The following is a 17,872-nucleotide window of genomic DNA, read 5'->3' on the forward strand; positions in this document are numbered from 1 at the left end:
ACGGCCAGGCGCGGAGCCTGTTGACAGCTTAGCGGACGACTTGCGAAAGCTCGCCTGCTTTGTACTTCTCCGCGATTTTATCAAGCGAAACCGGCTTGATCTTGCCAGCCTGGCCTTCGCAGCCGAATTGCGTGTAGCGCTCGACGCAGATTTTCATCGCGGCTTCGCGAGCGGGCTTCAGGTAATCGCGCGGATCGAACTTGCCGGGGTTGGTCGCCATGTAGCGGCGGATCGCGCCGGTGATGGCCAGACGCAGATCGGTGTCGATATTGACCTTGCGCACGCCGTTCTTGATGCCTTCCTGGATTTCCTCGACCGGCACGCCGTACGTTTCCTTCATGTCGCCGCCGAATTCGCGGATTTCCGCCAGCAGTTCCTGCGGCACCGACGACGAACCGTGCATCACCAGATGGGTGTTCGGAATGCGCTGGTGAATTTCCTTGATGCGCTGGATCGACAGAATATCGCCCGTGGGCTTCTTGCTGAACTTGTACGCGCCATGCGACGTACCGATCGCGATGGCCAGCGCGTCGCACTGGGTCAGCTTGACGAAATCGGCAGCCTGCTCCGGATCGGTCAACAACTGCTCGCGCGTCATCGTGCCTTCCGCGCCATGGCCGTCTTCCTTGTCGCCCTTCATGGTTTCCAGCGAACCGAGCACGCCCAGTTCCGCTTCCACCGTAATGCCGATCGAGTGAGCCGCTTCCACGACCTTGCGCGACACGTCCACGTTGTACTCGTACGACGCGACCGTCTTGCCGTCGGCTTCGAGCGAACCGTCCATCATCACGCTGGTGAAACCGCTGCGGATCGCCGCCATGCAGACCGCCGGCGACTGGCCGTGATCCTGGTGCATCACGACCGGAATGTGCGGATACGACTCGACCGCAGCTTCGATCAGGTGACGCAGGAACGCTTCGCCCGCGTACTTACGCGCGCCGGCCGACGCCTGCATGATGACCGGAGCGTTGACCTTGTCGGCCGCCGCCATGATCGCCTGAACCTGCTCCAGATTGTTCACGTTGAATGCCGGGAGGCCGTAGCCGTTTTCAGCGGCGTGGTCCAGCAGTTGACGCATTGATACGAGAGGCATGCAATAACTCCATAGATTGAAACGAAATCTTGTGCCGTCGGCATCTTTTTTGCGAGTTGGTCTCAGAGCAAGCCACATACCCGTTCACACAGTCTCTAAAGCACGGAGCGGTCCTTACCGCTCGACGCGCGATTGGAGCCTGTGCGCCGCCTCTCGCGGAGCATGGCAACCTGCTTCGGCCAATCAAGTCTGTCGACCGGAGTTTGTGCTTCAGCACTTACTCCGATCCGACGCAGAGCGCGCCGATCGAGCAGAGCGCATGTCGATCAGAGCCAGCGCTTCAGCACCGACCCCGATCCCACGCACCACACGCGCTCAATACGGTTCGCCGACCCGTACGATCTTCAGCGTATTCGTGCCGCCGGCCTGACCCATCGGCTCGCCGACGGTCAGCACCACCATGTCGCCGCGCGACGCGTATCCCTTGCTGACCACGGTCTCCAACGCCTGTTGCAACGCGGTGTCGCGGTCGGTGTTGGTGTCCAGATGCAGCGAAGTCACGTTGCGGTACAGCGCCATGGCCCGCTCGCTGCCGACCCGCGGCGTGAGTGCGAAAATCGGCACGTGGGTCCAGTGACGCGACATCCACAGCGCGGTCGAGCCGGACTCGGTCAACGCCACGATCGCCTTCGCGCCGAGATGGAACGCCGTGAACAGCGCGCCCATCGCGATCGACTGGTCGATCCGCGTGAACGTGCGATCGAGGAAATCCTTGTCCAGCTCCGACTGCTCCGACTTCTCGGCTTCGATACAGATCGCCGCCATGGTCTCGATGGTCTGCACCGGATACTTGCCCGCCGCCGATTCCGCCGACAGCATCACCGCGTCCGTGCCGTCGAGCACCGCGTTGGCGACGTCCGACACTTCGGCGCGGGTCGGCACCGGCGCGTGGATCATCGACTCCATCATTTGCGTGGCGGTGATCACGAACTTGTTCGATTCGCGCGCCATACGAATCATCCGCTTTTGCAGCGCGGGGACTGCGGCATTCCCCACTTCCACGGCCAAGTCGCCGCGCGCGACCATGATGCCGTCCGATGCATCGAGAATGCCCTGCAGCGCCGGAATGGCTTCAGCGCGCTCGATCTTGGCGATCATCTTCGGCTTGATGCCGAACGGCGCGCCGGCGATGTTCGCCAGCTGACGGGCCATTTCCATGTCGGTGGCGTTCTTCGGGAACGATACCGCGACGTAATCCACGCCGAGCGACATGGCGGTGCGGATGTCTTCCATGTCCTTGGCGGTCAGCGCGGGCGCCGTCAGACCGCCGCCCTGGCGGTTGATGCCCTTGTTGTTCGACAGCTCGCCGCCGATCTTCACAACGGTGTGAATCTCGTTGTTGATCACGCGCGCGACGTTCAGCACGATCAGGCCGTCGTTGAGCAACAGCACGTCGCCCGCTTTCAGGTCGCGCGGCAGGTCTTTGTAGTCGAGACCGGCGCGCTCTTCATTGCCGAGTTCGCAGTCGGCGTCGAGGATGAACGGCTCGCCGGCGATCAGATTGATTTTGCCGTTTTCAAATTTGCCGACCCGGATCTTCGGGCCTTGCAGGTCCGCCATGATGGCGACTTCACGGCCGGCCTGGCGAGCCGCCTCGCGCACGAATTCGGCGCGTTGGCGGTGGTCGTCGGCGGTGCCGTGCGAGAAATTGAGCCGTACCACGTCCAGTCCTGCCTGCATCATTTGCAGCAGGATTTCCGGCGTGCTGGAAGCCGGGCCGATGGTGGCGACAATCTTGGTGGCGCGATGCATGAGTCTCCTCGTCTGGATAGGATCGCTGGGAAAAGCGCTGCGAGTCGGATGCGGAGGCTGCGCACCGAAAGATGCTGCCGGGGGCTGCGCGCCGGTTGAAACCAGCGTCGCTTTATTGGATGAAGCGGTATTCGAGACCAGCACGGGGGGTGCCGGTGGCGGGGCGAGTTCTTCGTCGGGGAGTTCTGCGGATGGCGAGGCGGTCTGTACAGCATCTGCGCTGGACAATTCCGCTGCCTCGCCGGCAGTGGTCAACTCCGCGAGCGCGCGGGGCGCCCCGGATTCTTCTTGCTGCTGGCTAGCTGAACCGACCGTGGCATCACCCGCGGACTCGAGCGCTGCCGGCGTGGCGGCGGAGCGCGCCGCGCGCTCCCCTGCCGATCCCGCCGCGATGTTGCGCGGCTTGCCGCCGCGCGCTTTTGCGGACTTGGCCGTTGGGGAGCGCGTCGCCACGTTAAGCCCGCGATTCCAGAACTTCGACGGCGGGCAGCTTCTTGCCTTCGAGGAACTCGAGGAAGGCGCCGCCGCCCGTCGAGATGTAGCTGACCTTGTCGTGGATGCCGTATTTGGCGATCGCCGCGAGCGTGTCGCCGCCGCCCGCAATCGAGAACGCCGACGACTTGGCGATGGCGTCCGCCAGCGTTTTGGTGCCGTTGCCGAACTGGTCGAATTCGAACACGCCGACCGGGCCGTTCCACACGATCGTGCCGGCCTTTTCCAGTTGCGCGGCAAGCCCCTTGGCCGTTTCCGGTCCGATGTCGAGGATCATGTCGTCGTCTTGAACGTCGGCGACGGCCTTGATTTCGGCCTTGGCGGTCGGCGAAAACTCTTTGGCCGTGACCACGTCGGTCGGGATCGGCACCGAGGCGCCGCGCGCTTTCGCGGCGTCGATGATGGCTTTGGCCTCGTTCACCAGATCGGCTTCGGCAAGCGACTTGCCGATCTTCAGGCCGGCAGCCAGCATGAACGTGTTGGCGATGCCGCCGCCCACGATCAGCTGATCGACCTTGTCGGCGAGCGACTTCAGAATGGTCAGCTTGGTCGACACCTTCGAGCCGGCGACGATCGCCACCAGCGGACGCTTCGGCGCGCCCAGCGCCTTGCCGAGCGCTTCGAGCTCGGCGGCCAGCAGCGGACCGGCGCACGCGACCGGCGCGTATTTGGCGATGCCGTGCGTGGTCGCTTCAGCGCGGTGCGCGGTGCCGAACGCGTCGTTCACGTAGATGTCGCAGAGCTTCGCCATTTTTTGCGCGAGCTCGTCGGAATCCTTCTTTTCGCCCTTGTTGACGCGGCAATTTTCCAGCAGCACGACCGAGCCCGGCTCGACATTCACGCCATTTTCCACCCAGTTCGCCACCAGCGGCACATCGCGGCCGAGCAGTTCGGCCAGACGCTTCGCGACCGGCGCCAGCGAGTCTTCCGGCTTGAAATCGCCCTCGGTCGGACGGCCCAGGTGCGACGTGACCATCACGGCGGCGCCCGCGTCGAGCGCGGCCTTGATGGCCGGCACGGAGGCGCGGATACGGGTGTCTTCGGTGATGTTGCCTTGATCGTCCTGCGGCACGTTCAGATCGGCGCGGATGAACACGCGTTTGCCGGATAGCTTGCCTTCGGCGATCAGATCGGAGAGACGCAATACCTTGTTCATGGGCGTGTGTGTGCGAGTTGATGAGAAGGCGGTGGCGGACGGCGCGCGGTACTCAAGCGCGGTGAACTCCAGCGCTCAGGCACGGCAGCGGCTCCACTGACTCGGGTGCCGGCGGCAGAGCCGCGGCCCGCGCGCCTTGCGTCGGCGCGCGTATCCCGGAAACAAGCATTTTAACTGATCCACACGGCCTTCTGACCCGCGACCGGGCGAATGTCCCGTATTTGAAGCGAGCGGCGCTGATACCGCAACGCAACATTTCCTGCCTCTTCAACTACATGAAGAGCCGCAACAGCGTGAACACGACCATTCCGACGACAATCGTACCGAGCATGGTGCGTCGCCACAAAAACCACGCGAGACCCGCCAGCGTGGCGTAGAACTCATGGTTCGACGGCGCGAACGACAAACCGTCGGGCGTTGCCAGCACGTCCGGCAGGACCACGGCGGCGAGCGCCGCTGCCGGCGCATAACGCAACATGCGCTGCACCCGCGCCGGCAAAACGGTGCGCTCGCCGCCGATTAGAAACATCGCGCGTGTCACGGCGGTGACCAAGGTCATGCCGAAAATGGCCAGCCAGATCTGCGTGGATGTCATCGGGAATCTCCGGCGCTGTTACGGATGCGTCGCAAATCGGCGCGCTCGACCATCAGGTCGGCGGCGCTGCCGGCGACGATCGCCGCGATCACCGCGAGCGGCAGCGCGAGCCGGTATGGCAAGTCGAACGCCAGCAGCGACACCACACCGGCGACGGCGACCGCCACCAGCGTGGAGCGCGTCGCGATCGCCGAGATCATGATGGGCAGCAAGGCCAGCGTGCCCGCCAGCGCAAGGCCCCAGTTATCGGGAATCAGGCTCGCCAGCAGAATCCCGGCGATCGACGACACCTGCCACGACAGCCAGCTGCAACTCGCCATGCCCCAGTAATACGCCTCCTTGCCCGGCACATATCCGGTGGGGAAGCTCTTCTTCTGGAACAGCAGATAGATGACGTCGCCATTGAAGTAGCCGAGCACGATGCGCCGCCACATCGACAGATACGAAAAATGCGGCGCGAGACCCACGCTGAAGATCACGAAACGCGTATTGACCATCGCGGCGGTGAGCAGCACGGTCCAGATGGGCAGCTTGGCGGCGAGCAGCGGCAGCACCGCCAGTTGCGACGAACCGGCATAGCACAGCAGCGACATGGTGAGCGCCTGCGGCAATGTGAGCACTGATTTGCTCATGGCGATGCCGGTGACAAGCCCCCAGGAGAAGATCGCCATCAGCGTGGGCGAATAGTCGCGCGCGCCTTCGCGGAAGGCACGACGATTGGCATCTGACAGGCGAGCGAGCATGGGGGCGAAACGCGGGCGCCTTGGGGCGCTGCAGGGATGGGAAGTCGGCGCCAGGTCGTCAAGCACCCGCTGGCGCATTCGGATATGAATTATGCGTGCGCTGGATTATAGCGTCGGGAATGCGGCCAAATGCCCGTTTCGTGTGCAAAAGACGTTAAAATGCGGGTCCTGGCTATACCCGACATAGCTACGCCTAACAACGCACCCGCTGGAGAATCGTATGTCAATGGCCGACCGCGACGGCAAGATCTGGATGGATGGCAAGCTCATCGACTGGCGCGACGCCAAGATCCACGTGCTCACCCACACGCTGCACTACGGCATGGGCGTCTTCGAAGGCGTACGCGCCTACAAGACGGCGGACGGCGGCACCGCGATTTTCCGTCTGCAGGAACACACCAAGCGTCTGCTGAACTCGGCCAAGATCTTCCAGATGGACGTGCCGTTCGACCACGAAACGCTCGCCGCCGCGCAATGCGAAGTGGTACGCGAAAACAAGCTCGAATCCTGCTACCTGCGCCCGATCATCTGGGTCGGCTCGGAAAAGCTCGGCGTGTCGGCCAAGGGCAACACCATCCACGTGGCGATCGCCGCCTGGCCGTGGGGCGCGTACCTCGGTGAAGACGGTATCGCCAAGGGCATCCGCGTAAAGACTTCGTCGTTCACGCGCCATCACGTGAACGTGTCGATGGTCCGCGCCAAGGCGTCGGGCTGGTACGTGAACTCGATCCTCGCCAACCAGGAAGCCATCGCCGACGGTTACGACGAAGCGCTGCTGCTCGACGTGGACGGCTACGTGTCGGAAGGCTCCGGCGAGAACTTCTTCCTCGTGAACAACGGCAAGCTGTACACGCCGGACCTGTCGTCGTGCCTCGACGGCATTACGCGTGACACGGTCATCACGCTGGCGCGCGACGCGGGCATTCAGGTGATCGAAAAGCGCATCACGCGCGACGAGGTTTATACCTGCGACGAAGCGTTCTTCACCGGCACCGCCGCCGAAGTCACGCCGATCCGCGAACTCGACAACCGCACGATCGGCTCGGGCACGCGCGGCCCGATTACCGAGAAGCTGCAGTCGGGCTTCTTCGATATCGTGAACGGCAAGAGCGACAAGTACGCGAACTGGCTCACCAAGATCTAACGCGCGCTGCGCCGGAATCAACCGGCGAAACGCACGCACCCTGCATACAACGAGAACGTCTCATGAGCGAAATCAAGGAAATGCCGCTGGTCGAACTGTCGGCAAAAGACCTGCCGGCGTATTGCCCGAATCCGGCCATGCCGCGCTGGAGCGCGCATCCGCGTGTCTTTATCGATGTCACGCATGGCGAAGCCAAGTGCCCGTACTGCAGCACGCGTTACAAACTGCGCGACGGCGAAGTGGTCAAGGGTCATTGAACACAGCGCACTGAGCACTGAGCACTGATGGCTTGTGGCGCCGCTTGCCGGGTCTGCGGCCCGCTTCGTTGCGGGTTGCGCGCGGGTTGCGTCGTGGGGTTCGCTTCTTGATCGGCTGCGGGTTGTTCCGCGGCGAGGTTGGTCGTTGCACGAGCCCGCGCCGGTCGTGTAGCAGACCGTGACCATGCCACGCGCGCGCGCAACCCGGTCCGAAAGCAGGCGCGTCACAGCAGGGCCGCCACCGCGGCGCGTCCGGCCATGCCGGAAATACGCCACGCGGCTTGCGGCTTTTCTCCTTTTACTAATCCGAATGCCACGCGCAAAACCTGCGCGGGGTTTCGTTTCGACACCGGACACTCACTCTGATGCGTCGCGCGTTGGTTATCGCACCGAACTGGATCGGTGACGCATTGATGGCGCAGCCGCTGTTTGCGCGCCTCGTGAAATTGCATCCGCGCATCGTCATCGACGCGGTCGCGCCCTCGTGGGTCGCACCTGTACTCGAACGTATGCCGGAAATCCGCGACGTCTACGCCACGGATCTCGCGCACGGCAAGCTGCAAATGCTGCGCCGCTGGCAGTTGGCTAGCGACTTGCGCGATGTCGGCTACGACGCCGCCTACGTGCTGCCGAACTCGCTCAAGTCGGCGCTGATTCCGTGGATGGCGGGCATCCCGCTGCGCATCGGCTATACCGGCGAGAGCCGCTACGGCCTGCTGAACGTGCGTCATGCGAACCCGCGCAAGGACGAGCGCCCGCCGATGGTCAGCCAGTACGCCGCCCTCGCCTACGCGCCCGGCGCCAAGCTGCCCGACGACCTGCCGATGCCGCGCCTCGACGCGGACCTGAACGAAGCGTCGCGCGTCTCGGCACGCTTTAATCTCGACACCCGCGTGCCGCTATTGGTGTTCTGTCCGGGCGCCGAATACGGCCCGGCCAAGCGCTGGCCGCCCGAGCACTTCGCATCGCTCGCGCAAATGGTTGGCCAGTCGTTCCCGTACACGCAGATCGTCGCACTCGGTTCGCCGAAAGACGCGCCGCTCGCACAGGCCATTGCCGAGCGAGCGCCGAACGTGCGCAACCTGTGCGGCCAGACCGCACTAGGCGAGGCGTGCGCGCTGATCTCGCGCGCCAACGCCGTCGTCACCAACGATTCCGGCCTGATGCACGTGGCCGCCGCGCTGCGCCGGCCGCTGGTGGCCGTGTACGGTTCGACCGATCCGCGCCACACGCCGCCCTTGTCCGAGCTTGCGAAGGTACAATGGCTTCATCTCGAATGCAGCCCCTGTTTTGAGCGCGAGTGTCCGCTTGGTCATTTGAACTGCCTGAAGCAGTTGAGCGCCGAGCAGGTGTTCGGCGATTTGCGCGGCATGTTGCTGGCGCAACGCTGAACTCGCTGACACTTGCACGCAACACCGCACGCCCTGAGCGCGTCGCGTCATGTTCGCGCCTTGCGGCGCGGGCATTCTGGCGCTCGGGTGCGATTGTCCGGTGCCCCGGACTGTCCCGCTGACCGCTGTCCCGCAACCGCGCGCCGCGCACAAGAGACTGACGAGCCATGCCACGTTTTGCCCATATCTTCGAAGCCGCCGCCGATACCCTGAACGCCTATTACCAGGCCGTCGCCGAGGTCAATATCGACAGCTTGATGGGTCTGTGGATCGATGAAGAGTTCGTGAGCTGCATCTGCGCCGACGGCTCGCACCTGCACGGCCTCGACAGCATTCGCGCGGGCTTGCAGACCCAGCTCGAAACCGCGCGGGTTTCCATCGAACCGCTCGATATCCGCGTCTATGACAGCCTCGGCACCGTGGTCTACGCGATTGCCGAAGCGCACCGGCCGGCCGACCCGAAGGCCACGCCCGCCATGGTGTTCACGACTTACGTGATGGTTCACGAACGCGGCGAATGGCGCATCGCGCACATTCACGCGAGTCCGATGCCCAACGAAGCCGCCAGCCAGTTCGCCACGAAGATGCGGCATGGCCAGGGGTCGCTGCACTGACGCGCACCGCGCGTTTCACTTTTTTGTTCTGAAGCAGGCATGAGCACGCCCCGCAGGAAGTCCCTTTTGGGCACGACGCACGATCAATCCGCTTCTTCCGGCGCGGCACGCGCCGCGGCCGCCGTCGAGGCGACGGTCGAAGCGGCCGTCGACTTGCTCTACCGCGCGCCGCTCTGGCTGCCGAACCGGCATGTGCAGACCATCGTCCCGTCGCTGTTTGCGCGCCGCCCCGCCGTCTCGTTTCGGCGCGAGCGCTGGGACACGCCAGACGGCGATTTCATCGATCTCGACTGGGTGCAACATGACGCCCAGCTTGGCGCCGCACCTCACATTCCCGCCGACACCGCCCCGCTCTTCGTGCTGTTTCACGGCCTCGAAGGCAGTTCGGGCTCGCACTACGCCGCTTCGTTGATGGCGGCCGCGCGCGAGTCCGGCTGGCACGGCGTCGTGCCGCACTTTCGCAGTTGCAGCGGAGCGTTGAACCGCATGCCGCGCTTCTATCATCTCGCCGACAGCAATGAAGTCGATTGGGTGCTGCGCCGCCTGCGCGCCGCGCATCGCGGGCCGATCTTGGCGGCCGGCGTGTCGCTCGGCGGCAATGTGCTGCTGCGCTGGCTGGGCGAGCGGCGCGAAGACGCGGCCTCGGTGATCTCGGCCGCCGCGGCGATCTCGACACCCATCGACGTGCATGCCGGCGGCCGCGCGTTGTCGCAGGGCTTCGGCCTTGTCTACACGCGCAGTTTCCTGAAGACGCTCAAGCAGAAGGCCGAGCAGAAGCTGGTTCAGTTTCCCGGCTTGTTCGACCGTGACGCGATGCTGGCGAGCCGCACCATGTACGAGTTCGACAACGTGGTGACCGCGCCGCTGCACGGCTTTCGCGATACCGACGACTACTGGAGCACGGCGACCACGCGTCCGCTGCTGCCGCACATTCAGGTGCCCACGCTGGTGCTGAACGCGCGCAACGACCCGTTCCTGCCGGCTGCGGCATTGCCGTCGCGGCATGAAGTCTCGGCGGCGGTGGAACTCGACCAACCCAGGCACGGCGGCCACGCCGGCTTTATGACCGGGCCGTTTCCGGGCCGCATCGACTGGCTGTCACGGCGCGTGCTCGGCTATCTGGAGCAACACGTCGATCATGGATGACATCGTCAAGCAGGCCTTGGCCAAATGGCCGAATGTACCGAGTTGCACAGGGTGGCTGATGCTGGACAGGCGCGGCAACTGGCGCATGCGCGACGAAGCCGCGCAGTCGAGTGGTTCGCCGGGCACACCGATCCGCCATGAAGCGTTGCTCGCGTTCATCAACAGGAATTACGACGCTGACGAGCGCGGGCAATGGTATTTCCAGAACGGTCCGCAGCGCGTGTATGTCGAGTTGGGCTATACGCCGTGGGTGGTGAGGCTGTCGGCCAATACGGAGGCCGGCGCCGCAATGCTCGCCTTGCAGGACCAGGCGGGCGGCCCATTCGAGCCCGCAGCCGTGTTCGTCGATGAAGAAGGCGGCATTCTCTTTACCGACGGCGCGACGCCGCCGAGAGTCGCCGTCCTGCACGACCACGATCTGGAAGTGTTCTCCGATCACGCGACGCTGGCGGACGATTCGATGAGCGGCGAGTTTCGCTGGAACAATCGGGTTGTGCTGCCGCTGCAGGCTGTGCGGCGAAGCGACGTTGCGGCGCGATTTAAGTTTGTGCCAAGTCCGGCCGCTGCGGGCGCTTGAACATTAGCCCACGCGCTGCGCCGTGCTTCGACGAGGCCAGCGCGTTGAACCCCGCCAGGCGCAGGCAACCAGGCGACGCTTAACTCTTCTCGTCCAGCCGCTCCTCCTGATAGCGGCTTTCCATCTCGTGCAGCCTCGCGTCGACGGTCGCGAGGTCGTAGTAGCCGATCGTCTTCAGATCGCGCGCGTCCTTCAATTGACGGATCGCCGAAGGCCACGCTCCCTCGAGCGCGAACTTTTCAGCCATCGCACGATGCTGGGTCAATGCGTCGCCCGTGCCCGCGCTAGCCTGGGCAAGATACAGCCACCAGGCCGGCTGATCGGGCTGGGCACGGGTTTCTTTTCGCGCAAGCGCCTGAGCATCGGCAAAACGACGCAAGGTCAGCAAGGTGCGGATATGCATGTCGATGGCGGCATTCGACTGTGGCCAGCGCTTCTGCGCCAGCTCGGCCAGACGCGCGGCTTCGTCGTCGCGGCCGGCGCGCCGCGCGATGTCGGCGGCCAACACGTCGAGACTCGGCGAACTGCGTGCCGTGCCGCCCTCGGCCTGCTCACCCGTCGCGAACGCGGCGCGGGACGACGCCAGCGACGCCGCCGCTTCGTCGTAACGTTCGAGCAGCATCTGCCCGTACGCAATGCCGTACCAGTTCGCCGCGACGTTGACCGCGGTGCGGTCCTCGATCTCCGAGCGCAAGCGCGAAATCTCGTCGCCGTATTCGCTGCGCGAGCGGTCCTGCAGCAGACGAGAGCGTGCCCGCACGAAACCATATTCGGCCGATTGATGCGGTTGCCGGTAAGGCGCGCGGCGCGCACGGTCCTCCATGTCGGCAATCCGTTCGCCAGTCAGCGGATGGGTGCGCGCGTACGCCGGAATGCCGGTGTCGCTCATCGCGGCACGATCGAGGCGACCGAAGAAGGTCGTCATCGCGTAGGGATCGTAGCCAGCGCCGGCGAGCAGCAGAAAGCCGACGCGGTCCGCCTCGTGCTCGGCGGACCGGGAGAAGCGCAACTGGTTGTCGACCGCATACGCCTGGCCGCCGATCGCAATCGCGCTGCCGAGGTCGCCGCTATGCGCGAGCACGCCGGCCAGCACGCCGAACAATAGGCCCGCGAGCGCCGCGTAGCCGCTGCGTTCGCCGGTCGTGATCATGCGCGAGATGTGCCGCTGCAAGACGTGTCCCATTTCGTGACCCAGCACCGATGCCAACTCGGACTCGGTCTGCGTGGCCACGATCAGGCCGGTGTTCACGCCGATAAAACCGCCCGGCAGCGAGAAGGCGTTGATCTGCGGGTCGCGCACCGCGAACAGATCGAAGTCCGGCCGATATCCGCCGATATAGAGCGCGCTCGCCGCCGCGGCCAGTTTCGCGGCAACCGAGTTCAGATAGTCGCGCACCAGCCAGTCGTCGAGATAGTCGGGGTCGCGGCGCAGTTCGCGCATCACGCGCTCGCCGAGCTTGCGCTCGGCCTGTGGCGTGAGCGAGCCGGAACCGCCGCTGCCGAGATCGGGGAGTTGTTGCGTAACGATCGGTGTGCGCCAGTTGGTGTTCACGCCGGTGTTGCCCGAAAAGCGGCTCTGCGCGCCGCCGTACACACCGAACACGCCTTGCGCGATATCGGACGGAACGAGCGGATCGGCGTAGGCATCGGCCGGGCCGCTAACCAGCGGCGGCTCCGCGGGCAAGGTGTTGAGCGCGATGCTCGACCCGCCGGGCGATTGCGCGAACGCGCCGGGCGGTGCGGCCAGCGCGACAGACAGCAACGCAGCGAGGAACCGTTTGGGACGCATCGCGAGCTCGAGTTGACGAAGTCGAAAGCGACGCCCGCCGCTCGGACTAAGATAGCGGGCATGGGCAATTGTAATCCGCCCATGCCGCGCTGCTATGATAGGCGCCCTCTGAAGGAGCCCAACCATGCCTGAACTCACTCATTTCGACGCAGCCGGCCAGGCGCATATGGTGGACGTCGGCGGCAAGCAGGAGACCAGGCGCATCGCCGTTGCGCGTGGCTCGATTCGCATGCTGCCGGAAACCTTCGCGCTGATTCGCGACGGCAACGCCAAGAAGGGCGACGTGATCGGCATCGCGCGGATTGCCGCGATTCAAGGCTCGAAGCGCGCCGCCGATCTGATTCCGCTGTGTCACCCGCTTGCGTTGACGCGCGTCAAGGTGGATTTCGAACTCGATGACACGCTGCCGGGCGTGCATTGCACGGTTCAGGTTGAAACGCTGGGGCGAACGGGCGTCGAGATGGAAGCGCTGACTGCCGTACAGGTCGGGTTATTGACCGTGTACGACATGTGCAAGGCGGTGGACCGCGGGATGACGATCACCGATGTGAAGGTGCTCGAAAAGCACGGCGGGAAGTCGGGGGATTGGGTGGCGAGTTGACGACTGGCTGTGTCATCAACTCACCCTTGAATCCTTGAAGCATTGAAGCGAACGCAGCGCCTCACTCCTCGTCGCTGTTGTCGTCCTCATTGACGTCACCCGGCGGCATGCCGTAGCGCTTGACCAGTTCCGCCTTGAAACCGGTCAGCGTTTTCTGCTCGTCGCAAAGCTCGTACACGTAGCTCAGTTGCGACGGCCAGTCCTTCAATTCCGTGGCGAAAATCTTCAGTCGTTCGACGGTATCGAGCGCCCCGGCCTGATCGCCGCTCAATGCCCGCAACACCGCATAGCGACGCAATACGGTTTCGCCCGGCAGCAGCGCCATCGCCTGTTTGTGCATGGCGAGCTTCTGTGGCAGATCCGTCGAATTCATCGGCAAAAGCGTCGCCAGACCATATTCGCCCCACGCCTGGAACAGGAACGACGGGGCCGCGCGATATTGCTCGGCGGGACGCTGGCCGTAGTACAGCACCTCGGCGCGCGCATAGTCGCGATACACCGGATACAGCGCGGCCAGCCCGCCGAACACCACCGCTGCAAAGACGCCGAACGACAACCGTGCGGGCACCAGCCGCAGTGGCCGCGTTTCCAGCAGGCCGAACACGAACATCGCCGGCAGCAGGAAGAACATATACTGCTGCGGATATTCGACCAGCGCGTGCATGACCAGCACGCCGATCAGCGCAATGCCGAATACGCGCGCTGAACTTTGCGGTGCGCGCACCACGCGCACGAGCCACGTAATCAGACCGAACAGCACGATCGCGAGGCCGATCAAACCGGTCTTCGCGAGCAGATCGATAAAGATGTCGTGCGAATTGTTGGCGATCTCGACGCCGCCGAGCGACTTCGCGAACTCGTACTGGTAGCTCGGAAATTCGCCCCAACCGACGCCCAGCAGCGGATGCGTCTTGAACATCGTCCAGCCGTATTTCCACAGCGCGAGGCGCGGCGCGATCTGGCCGGCATCCTGAAAACGTTCCGCCGCGGACTGTCCAAGCTCCAGGTGATAGTGAACGTTGGCCCAGCGGATCAGCGCGTTGATCACGAAAAACAGCACGGCAAGCGCGATGGGAATGATCCATTCGCGATTGCCGCGGCGTACCTGCGACTGATCGCGCATCTGCGCGAACGCCATCCAGAAACCTGCCACCACGATCACACCCATCTGCAGCCACGGCCCGCGCGACACGGTCAGCGCGAGGCCCACCGCGAAAATCGTCGACACGAGGAACCAGATGCTCACGGCGATCCGACGCGTTTGCACGAGGAACAGCGCACCCGCCATCGCAAACGCAATGTAGGTGGCGAGGTGGTTGGCCTGAGCCATGTTGCCGAACGGCCGGCGCTCGACGGTCACGTTATACGCGACCACGAGCGGCGACACGCGCACTTCGAGGTGAAACAACTGGACGACCTGGCAAAACACCGCAAACAGTCCGCCGACGATCAACGCCCCAGCCGCCCAGCGCAACGCGGTCTCGTTGAGCTTGGCGCGCGTGAAGCCATAACCGGCGTGCGTCGCCATGAAGGCCGCCAGCAGATAGCCGCCGCCGAGCCAGTTCATCGAAGGCTGCGAGACCGGCAACACCACCGACTGCGCCACCAGTAGCAGCCCAAATAGGAGCGGCACCAGCGCGACCATCGGCGACGCGAACGTCACACGCGGCTTGGCGCTCGCCACCATCAGCACGACACCCGCCCCGGTCAGCAGATACAGGGCGAGTGCGGTGAATTCAGCGTAAAAGGTCGGAATCGGATACGTATGGTTGACAACTGCATAAGGCAGCACCAACGCGAGAGACAACAAAATGAAAGACAGATAGCGCGCGAAAGGGGTGGGCATCGAGGAACCGGTGGGCGTCAGCAACCGGCGCACTATACAAAAAAATCCTCCTGCTGTGCGCCGGGCCGACTGAAATATCCCAAAAATCAGCCTTTTACGTGCGGACGACTGCGACGCCGCGCCGCTCTCCCGCTTATCGCGCGCTCATGTCGCATACGTTCATGAACGGCACTCAGGCGGGGCGAGATTCGACGGCAACGTGGGCGCATCGGTGGGTGCCGGGCCTGCGCCCGGCGCCGGCAGCGAGGACGCCGCTTTGCCGCCCGTGAAACATTCCCACGTCAGCGCGCCCGCCTGCACTCCGCCCTTGCTCAACGCGACGCGCGCAGTCGGCGCATCCGCATTGTCAGGCACCGACGGCACGAGCGTGAGCGTGTTCGAACCAACGGCTGCGACGCGCGTCGTGAAGGCGACGGTGATCTGGCCGGTGTCGTCGTCGACCCGAATCGATTCGACGTTGCGGGTGGCGGGCGGCGACGCATACCCACCGCTGAACGTGTTGCCGCTCGCGGCGTTTTCAGCCACCGCCAGCCGCGCGGACGCCGCCAGCGACAGCCCCTCGCCGACGCGGCTGCGAGCGAGATAGTCCTGATACGCGGGAATCGCATAGGCGGCGATCACGCCGACGATCGCCAGCACGATCATCAGCTCGATCAGCGTGAAACCGAAACCGAGGCGTCGGCAGGCACGCGCGAGCCGCGCGGACCAGGCCGCCCGGCAAGATCGTGAGCGCGTGGCCAGCGAGGATTGGGAGTACGGGCAATAAGGCAAAGTGAAGATCATCGGCAGGCTCCTGAAACGAAAACGCCTGCCCCACGGATCGGGAACAGGCGTATCAATCGTAGCCAGCGGCGCTCGTATCAGACAGTCAGCCGAATGGCTAACGTTGCGGCGTGGCGCGTCTCAAGCCGCCGCGCGATGGGCGTTGCGGCGCTTGAGCAGATAACCAAGGACGATGACGAACAACGCCCCCGCGATGCTCATGCCGTATTCAGCCAACGGCGTATCGAGGATCGGCCAGCGATCGCCTGCCGGGTCGTTGATGATCAACCCGCCCGCGATCCAGCCCAGCAACCCGGCGCCGAGCGTGATGACGATCGGAAAGCGGTCGAGCAGTTTAAGAACCAGCTGGCTGCCCCACACGATCAACGGGATGCTCACCACCAGACCGAAGATCACCAACGCCAGGCGGTGCTCGGGATCGGCCGCCTCAGCAGCGCCCGCGATCGCGATCACGTTGTCGAGGCTCATGACCGCGTCCGCGACGATGATGGTCTTGATCGCCGCCATCAGCTTGTCGGCCGGCTTGATGTTTTCATGCGGGTCGTGCGCCGGCGCCATCAGACGCACGCCGATCCACAGCAGCAACAGGCCGCCCGCGAACTTCAGCAGCGGCACATCGAGCAGCGCGACCGCGAACGCGATCAACGCCACGCGCAGCACAATCGCGCCTGCCGTGCCCCACAGCACGCCTTTCGTGCGTTGGGACGGCGGCAAATTGCGGCAGGCCAGCGCGATCACGACCGCATTATCGCCACCCAGCAGAATGTCGATGACGATGATCTGGATAACAGCGCCCCAGTGGAGCGTGGCGAAGAACTCGAGCATGATTGGAAGAATAAGAAGAAATGCGGCGAGCGGCCAATAAAAAAGCGGAGGAGTCTGCACTCCCCCGCTTTTTGAACCGCGTGCTCACGAAAGGACTTCGTAAGCGTATCAAAAAACGCGCCGTGACAGCGCGCGAATTTCGATTTACAGCATTGCCTTCAGAAGACGCGCCATTTCCGACGGGTTCTTCGTGACCTTGATGCCGCAGGCGTCCATGATTTCCAGCTTCGCTTCAGCGGTGTCCGCACCGCCCGAGATCAGCGCGCCGGCGTGCCCCATGCGCTTGCCCGGAGGCGCCGTGACGCCCGCGATGAAGCCGACCACCGGCTTCTTCATGTTATCCTTGATCCACTCAGCAGCGTTCGCTTCGTCCGGACCGCCGATCTCGCCGATCATGATGACGGCGTCCGTTTCCGGATCGTCGTTGAACATCTTCATCACGTCGATGTGCTTCAGACCGTTGATCGGGTCGCCGCCAATACCGACCGCCGACGACTGGCCGAGGCCGATCGCCGTCAATTGGCCGACTGCTTCGTACGTCAGCGTGCCCGAACGCGACACGACGCCGATGCGGCCCTTGCGGTGGATGTGACCCGGCATGATGCCGATCTTCAGTTCGTCCGGCGTGATCGTGCCCGGGCAGTTCGGGCCGAGCAGCAGCGTCTTGCGGTTTTCAGCGCGCATGCGAGCCTTCAGCTCGATCATGTCACGCACGGGAATGCCTTCCGTGATACAGATCGCCAGATCCAGATCGGCTTCGACCGCTTCCCAGATCGCAGCCGCAGCGCCTGCCGGCGGAACGTAAATCACCGACACGGTCGCGCCCGTTTCAGCCTTGGCTTCAGCGACGCTAGCGTAGATAGGAATGCCTTCGAAGTCTTCGCCGGCACGCTTCGGGTTCACGCCCGCAACGTACGCTTCGCGGCCGTTTGCATATTCACGGCAAGCACGCGTGTGGAACTGACCGGTCTTGCCGGTGATGCCCTGCGTGATGACCTTGGTGTCTTTGTTAATCAGAATCGACATGTATTGACCTCTGTTCGTTTGGCGTCGTGCGACGGCGCCGCG

Annotated in this window: 18 protein-coding genes; 7 read left to right on the forward strand and 11 right to left on the reverse strand. The window is 64.2% G+C overall.

The features are described from left to right. Positions 1–28: 28 nt before the first annotated feature. From fba to B0G80_RS12705, 5 genes are all read right to left on the reverse strand, one after another. Positions 29–1,093: a class II fructose-bisphosphate aldolase gene (gene fba, locus B0G80_RS12685; RefSeq protein ID WP_106284084.1), complete on the reverse strand. Its 1,065-nt coding sequence runs from the start codon at positions 1,091–1,093 to the stop codon at positions 29–31. A 315-nt stretch (positions 1,094–1,408) separates the two neighbouring features. Then, positions 1,409–2,845 carry a pyruvate kinase gene (gene pyk / locus B0G80_RS12690; RefSeq protein ID WP_106284083.1) on the reverse strand — a complete coding sequence of 479 codons (1,437 nt, stop codon included), beginning with the start codon at positions 2,843–2,845 and terminating at the stop codon, positions 1,409–1,411. Between the two features lie 454 nt (positions 2,846–3,299). Beyond that, the gene (locus B0G80_RS12695; RefSeq protein ID WP_116118224.1) at positions 3,300–4,493 is read right to left on the reverse strand and encodes a phosphoglycerate kinase; all 1,194 of its coding nucleotides are present in this window, start codon (positions 4,491–4,493) and stop codon (positions 3,300–3,302) included. 271 nt (positions 4,494–4,764) lie between these two features. Next, positions 4,765–5,088 carry an AzlD domain-containing protein gene (locus B0G80_RS12700; protein ID WP_106311304.1) on the reverse strand — a complete coding sequence of 108 codons (324 nt, stop codon included), beginning with the start codon at positions 5,086–5,088 and terminating at the stop codon, positions 4,765–4,767. After that, positions 5,085–5,831, reverse strand: coding sequence for an AzlC family ABC transporter permease (locus B0G80_RS12705; RefSeq protein WP_116118225.1), 747 nt, complete (start codon positions 5,829–5,831; stop codon positions 5,085–5,087). Before B0G80_RS12705 ends, B0G80_RS12700 begins: the two co-directional genes overlap by 4 nt. A 220-nt stretch (positions 5,832–6,051) precedes the next feature. On the opposite strand from B0G80_RS12705, the gene B0G80_RS12710 reads away from it, so the two are divergent. Beyond that, positions 6,052–6,975, forward strand: coding sequence for a branched-chain amino acid transaminase (locus tag B0G80_RS12710; RefSeq protein WP_106284079.1), 924 nt, complete (start codon positions 6,052–6,054; stop codon positions 6,973–6,975). A gap of 62 nt (positions 6,976–7,037) precedes the next feature. Then, positions 7,038–7,232, forward strand: coding sequence for a zinc-finger domain-containing protein (locus B0G80_RS12715; RefSeq protein ID WP_007180502.1), 195 nt, complete (start codon positions 7,038–7,040; stop codon positions 7,230–7,232). Positions 7,233–7,456: 224 nt separating this feature from the next. Here B0G80_RS12715 and B0G80_RS46815 read toward each other — a convergent pair whose 3' ends face one another. Further along, positions 7,457–7,582 carry a hypothetical protein gene (locus B0G80_RS46815; RefSeq protein WP_258878884.1) on the reverse strand — a complete coding sequence of 42 codons (126 nt, stop codon included), beginning with the start codon at positions 7,580–7,582 and terminating at the stop codon, positions 7,457–7,459. 15 nt (positions 7,583–7,597) lie between these two features. Here B0G80_RS46815 and waaF point away from each other — a divergent pair, with 15 nt between their 5' ends. The 4 genes from waaF to B0G80_RS12735 all read left to right on the forward strand — a co-directional run bounded on the left by waaF (position 7,598) and on the right by B0G80_RS12735 (position 10,960). After that, the gene (waaF, locus tag B0G80_RS12720; protein WP_106284078.1) at positions 7,598–8,623 is read left to right on the forward strand and encodes a lipopolysaccharide heptosyltransferase II; all 1,026 of its coding nucleotides are present in this window, start codon (positions 7,598–7,600) and stop codon (positions 8,621–8,623) included. A 167-nt stretch (positions 8,624–8,790) separates the two neighbouring features. Continuing rightward, entirely contained in the window at positions 8,791–9,237 is a 447-nt protein-coding gene (locus tag B0G80_RS12725) for a nuclear transport factor 2 family protein (protein ID WP_106284077.1), read from the forward strand. A gap of 39 nt (positions 9,238–9,276) precedes the next feature. Beyond that, the gene (locus B0G80_RS12730; protein ID WP_116118226.1) at positions 9,277–10,383 is read left to right on the forward strand and encodes a hydrolase; all 1,107 of its coding nucleotides are present in this window, start codon (positions 9,277–9,279) and stop codon (positions 10,381–10,383) included. Then, positions 10,376–10,960, forward strand: coding sequence for a DUF2946 family protein (locus tag B0G80_RS12735; protein WP_116118227.1), 585 nt, complete (start codon positions 10,376–10,378; stop codon positions 10,958–10,960). Before B0G80_RS12730 ends, B0G80_RS12735 begins: the two co-directional genes overlap by 8 nt. 79 nt (positions 10,961–11,039) lie before the next feature. Here B0G80_RS12735 and B0G80_RS12740 read toward each other — a convergent pair whose 3' ends face one another. Then, positions 11,040–12,749 carry a M48 family metalloprotease gene (locus tag B0G80_RS12740; RefSeq protein WP_116118228.1) on the reverse strand — a complete coding sequence of 570 codons (1,710 nt, stop codon included), beginning with the start codon at positions 12,747–12,749 and terminating at the stop codon, positions 11,040–11,042. 124 nt (positions 12,750–12,873) lie between these two features. On the opposite strand from B0G80_RS12740, the gene moaC reads away from it, so the two are divergent. Next, positions 12,874–13,350: a cyclic pyranopterin monophosphate synthase MoaC gene (gene moaC / locus B0G80_RS12745; RefSeq protein WP_116118229.1), complete on the forward strand. Its 477-nt coding sequence runs from the start codon at positions 12,874–12,876 to the stop codon at positions 13,348–13,350. Positions 13,351–13,411: 61 nt separating this feature from the next. Here the strand turns inward: moaC and B0G80_RS12750 are convergent, their stop codons facing one another. The 4 genes from B0G80_RS12750 to sucD all read right to left on the reverse strand — a co-directional run bounded on the left by B0G80_RS12750 (position 13,412) and on the right by sucD (position 17,830). Beyond that, the gene (locus B0G80_RS12750) at positions 13,412–15,196 is read right to left on the reverse strand and encodes a Wzy polymerase domain-containing protein (RefSeq protein ID WP_116119640.1); all 1,785 of its coding nucleotides are present in this window, start codon (positions 15,194–15,196) and stop codon (positions 13,412–13,414) included. 159 nt (positions 15,197–15,355) lie between these two features. Next, on the reverse strand, positions 15,356–15,979 hold the full coding sequence (locus B0G80_RS12755; protein WP_116118230.1) for a pilin: 624 nt from the start codon (positions 15,977–15,979) through the stop codon (positions 15,356–15,358). 120 nt (positions 15,980–16,099) lie between these two features. After that, positions 16,100–16,804, reverse strand: coding sequence for a TerC family protein (locus B0G80_RS12760; RefSeq protein ID WP_116119641.1), 705 nt, complete (start codon positions 16,802–16,804; stop codon positions 16,100–16,102). Positions 16,805–16,948: 144 nt separating this feature from the next. Next, on the reverse strand, positions 16,949–17,830 hold the full coding sequence (sucD, locus tag B0G80_RS12765) for a succinate--CoA ligase subunit alpha (RefSeq protein WP_091799342.1): 882 nt from the start codon (positions 17,828–17,830) through the stop codon (positions 16,949–16,951). Between the last annotated feature and the right edge of the window lie 42 nt (positions 17,831–17,872).

This window comes from Paraburkholderia sp. BL6669N2, from assembly GCF_003387275.1.
Lineage (GTDB): Bacteria > Pseudomonadota > Gammaproteobacteria > Burkholderiales > Burkholderiaceae > Paraburkholderia.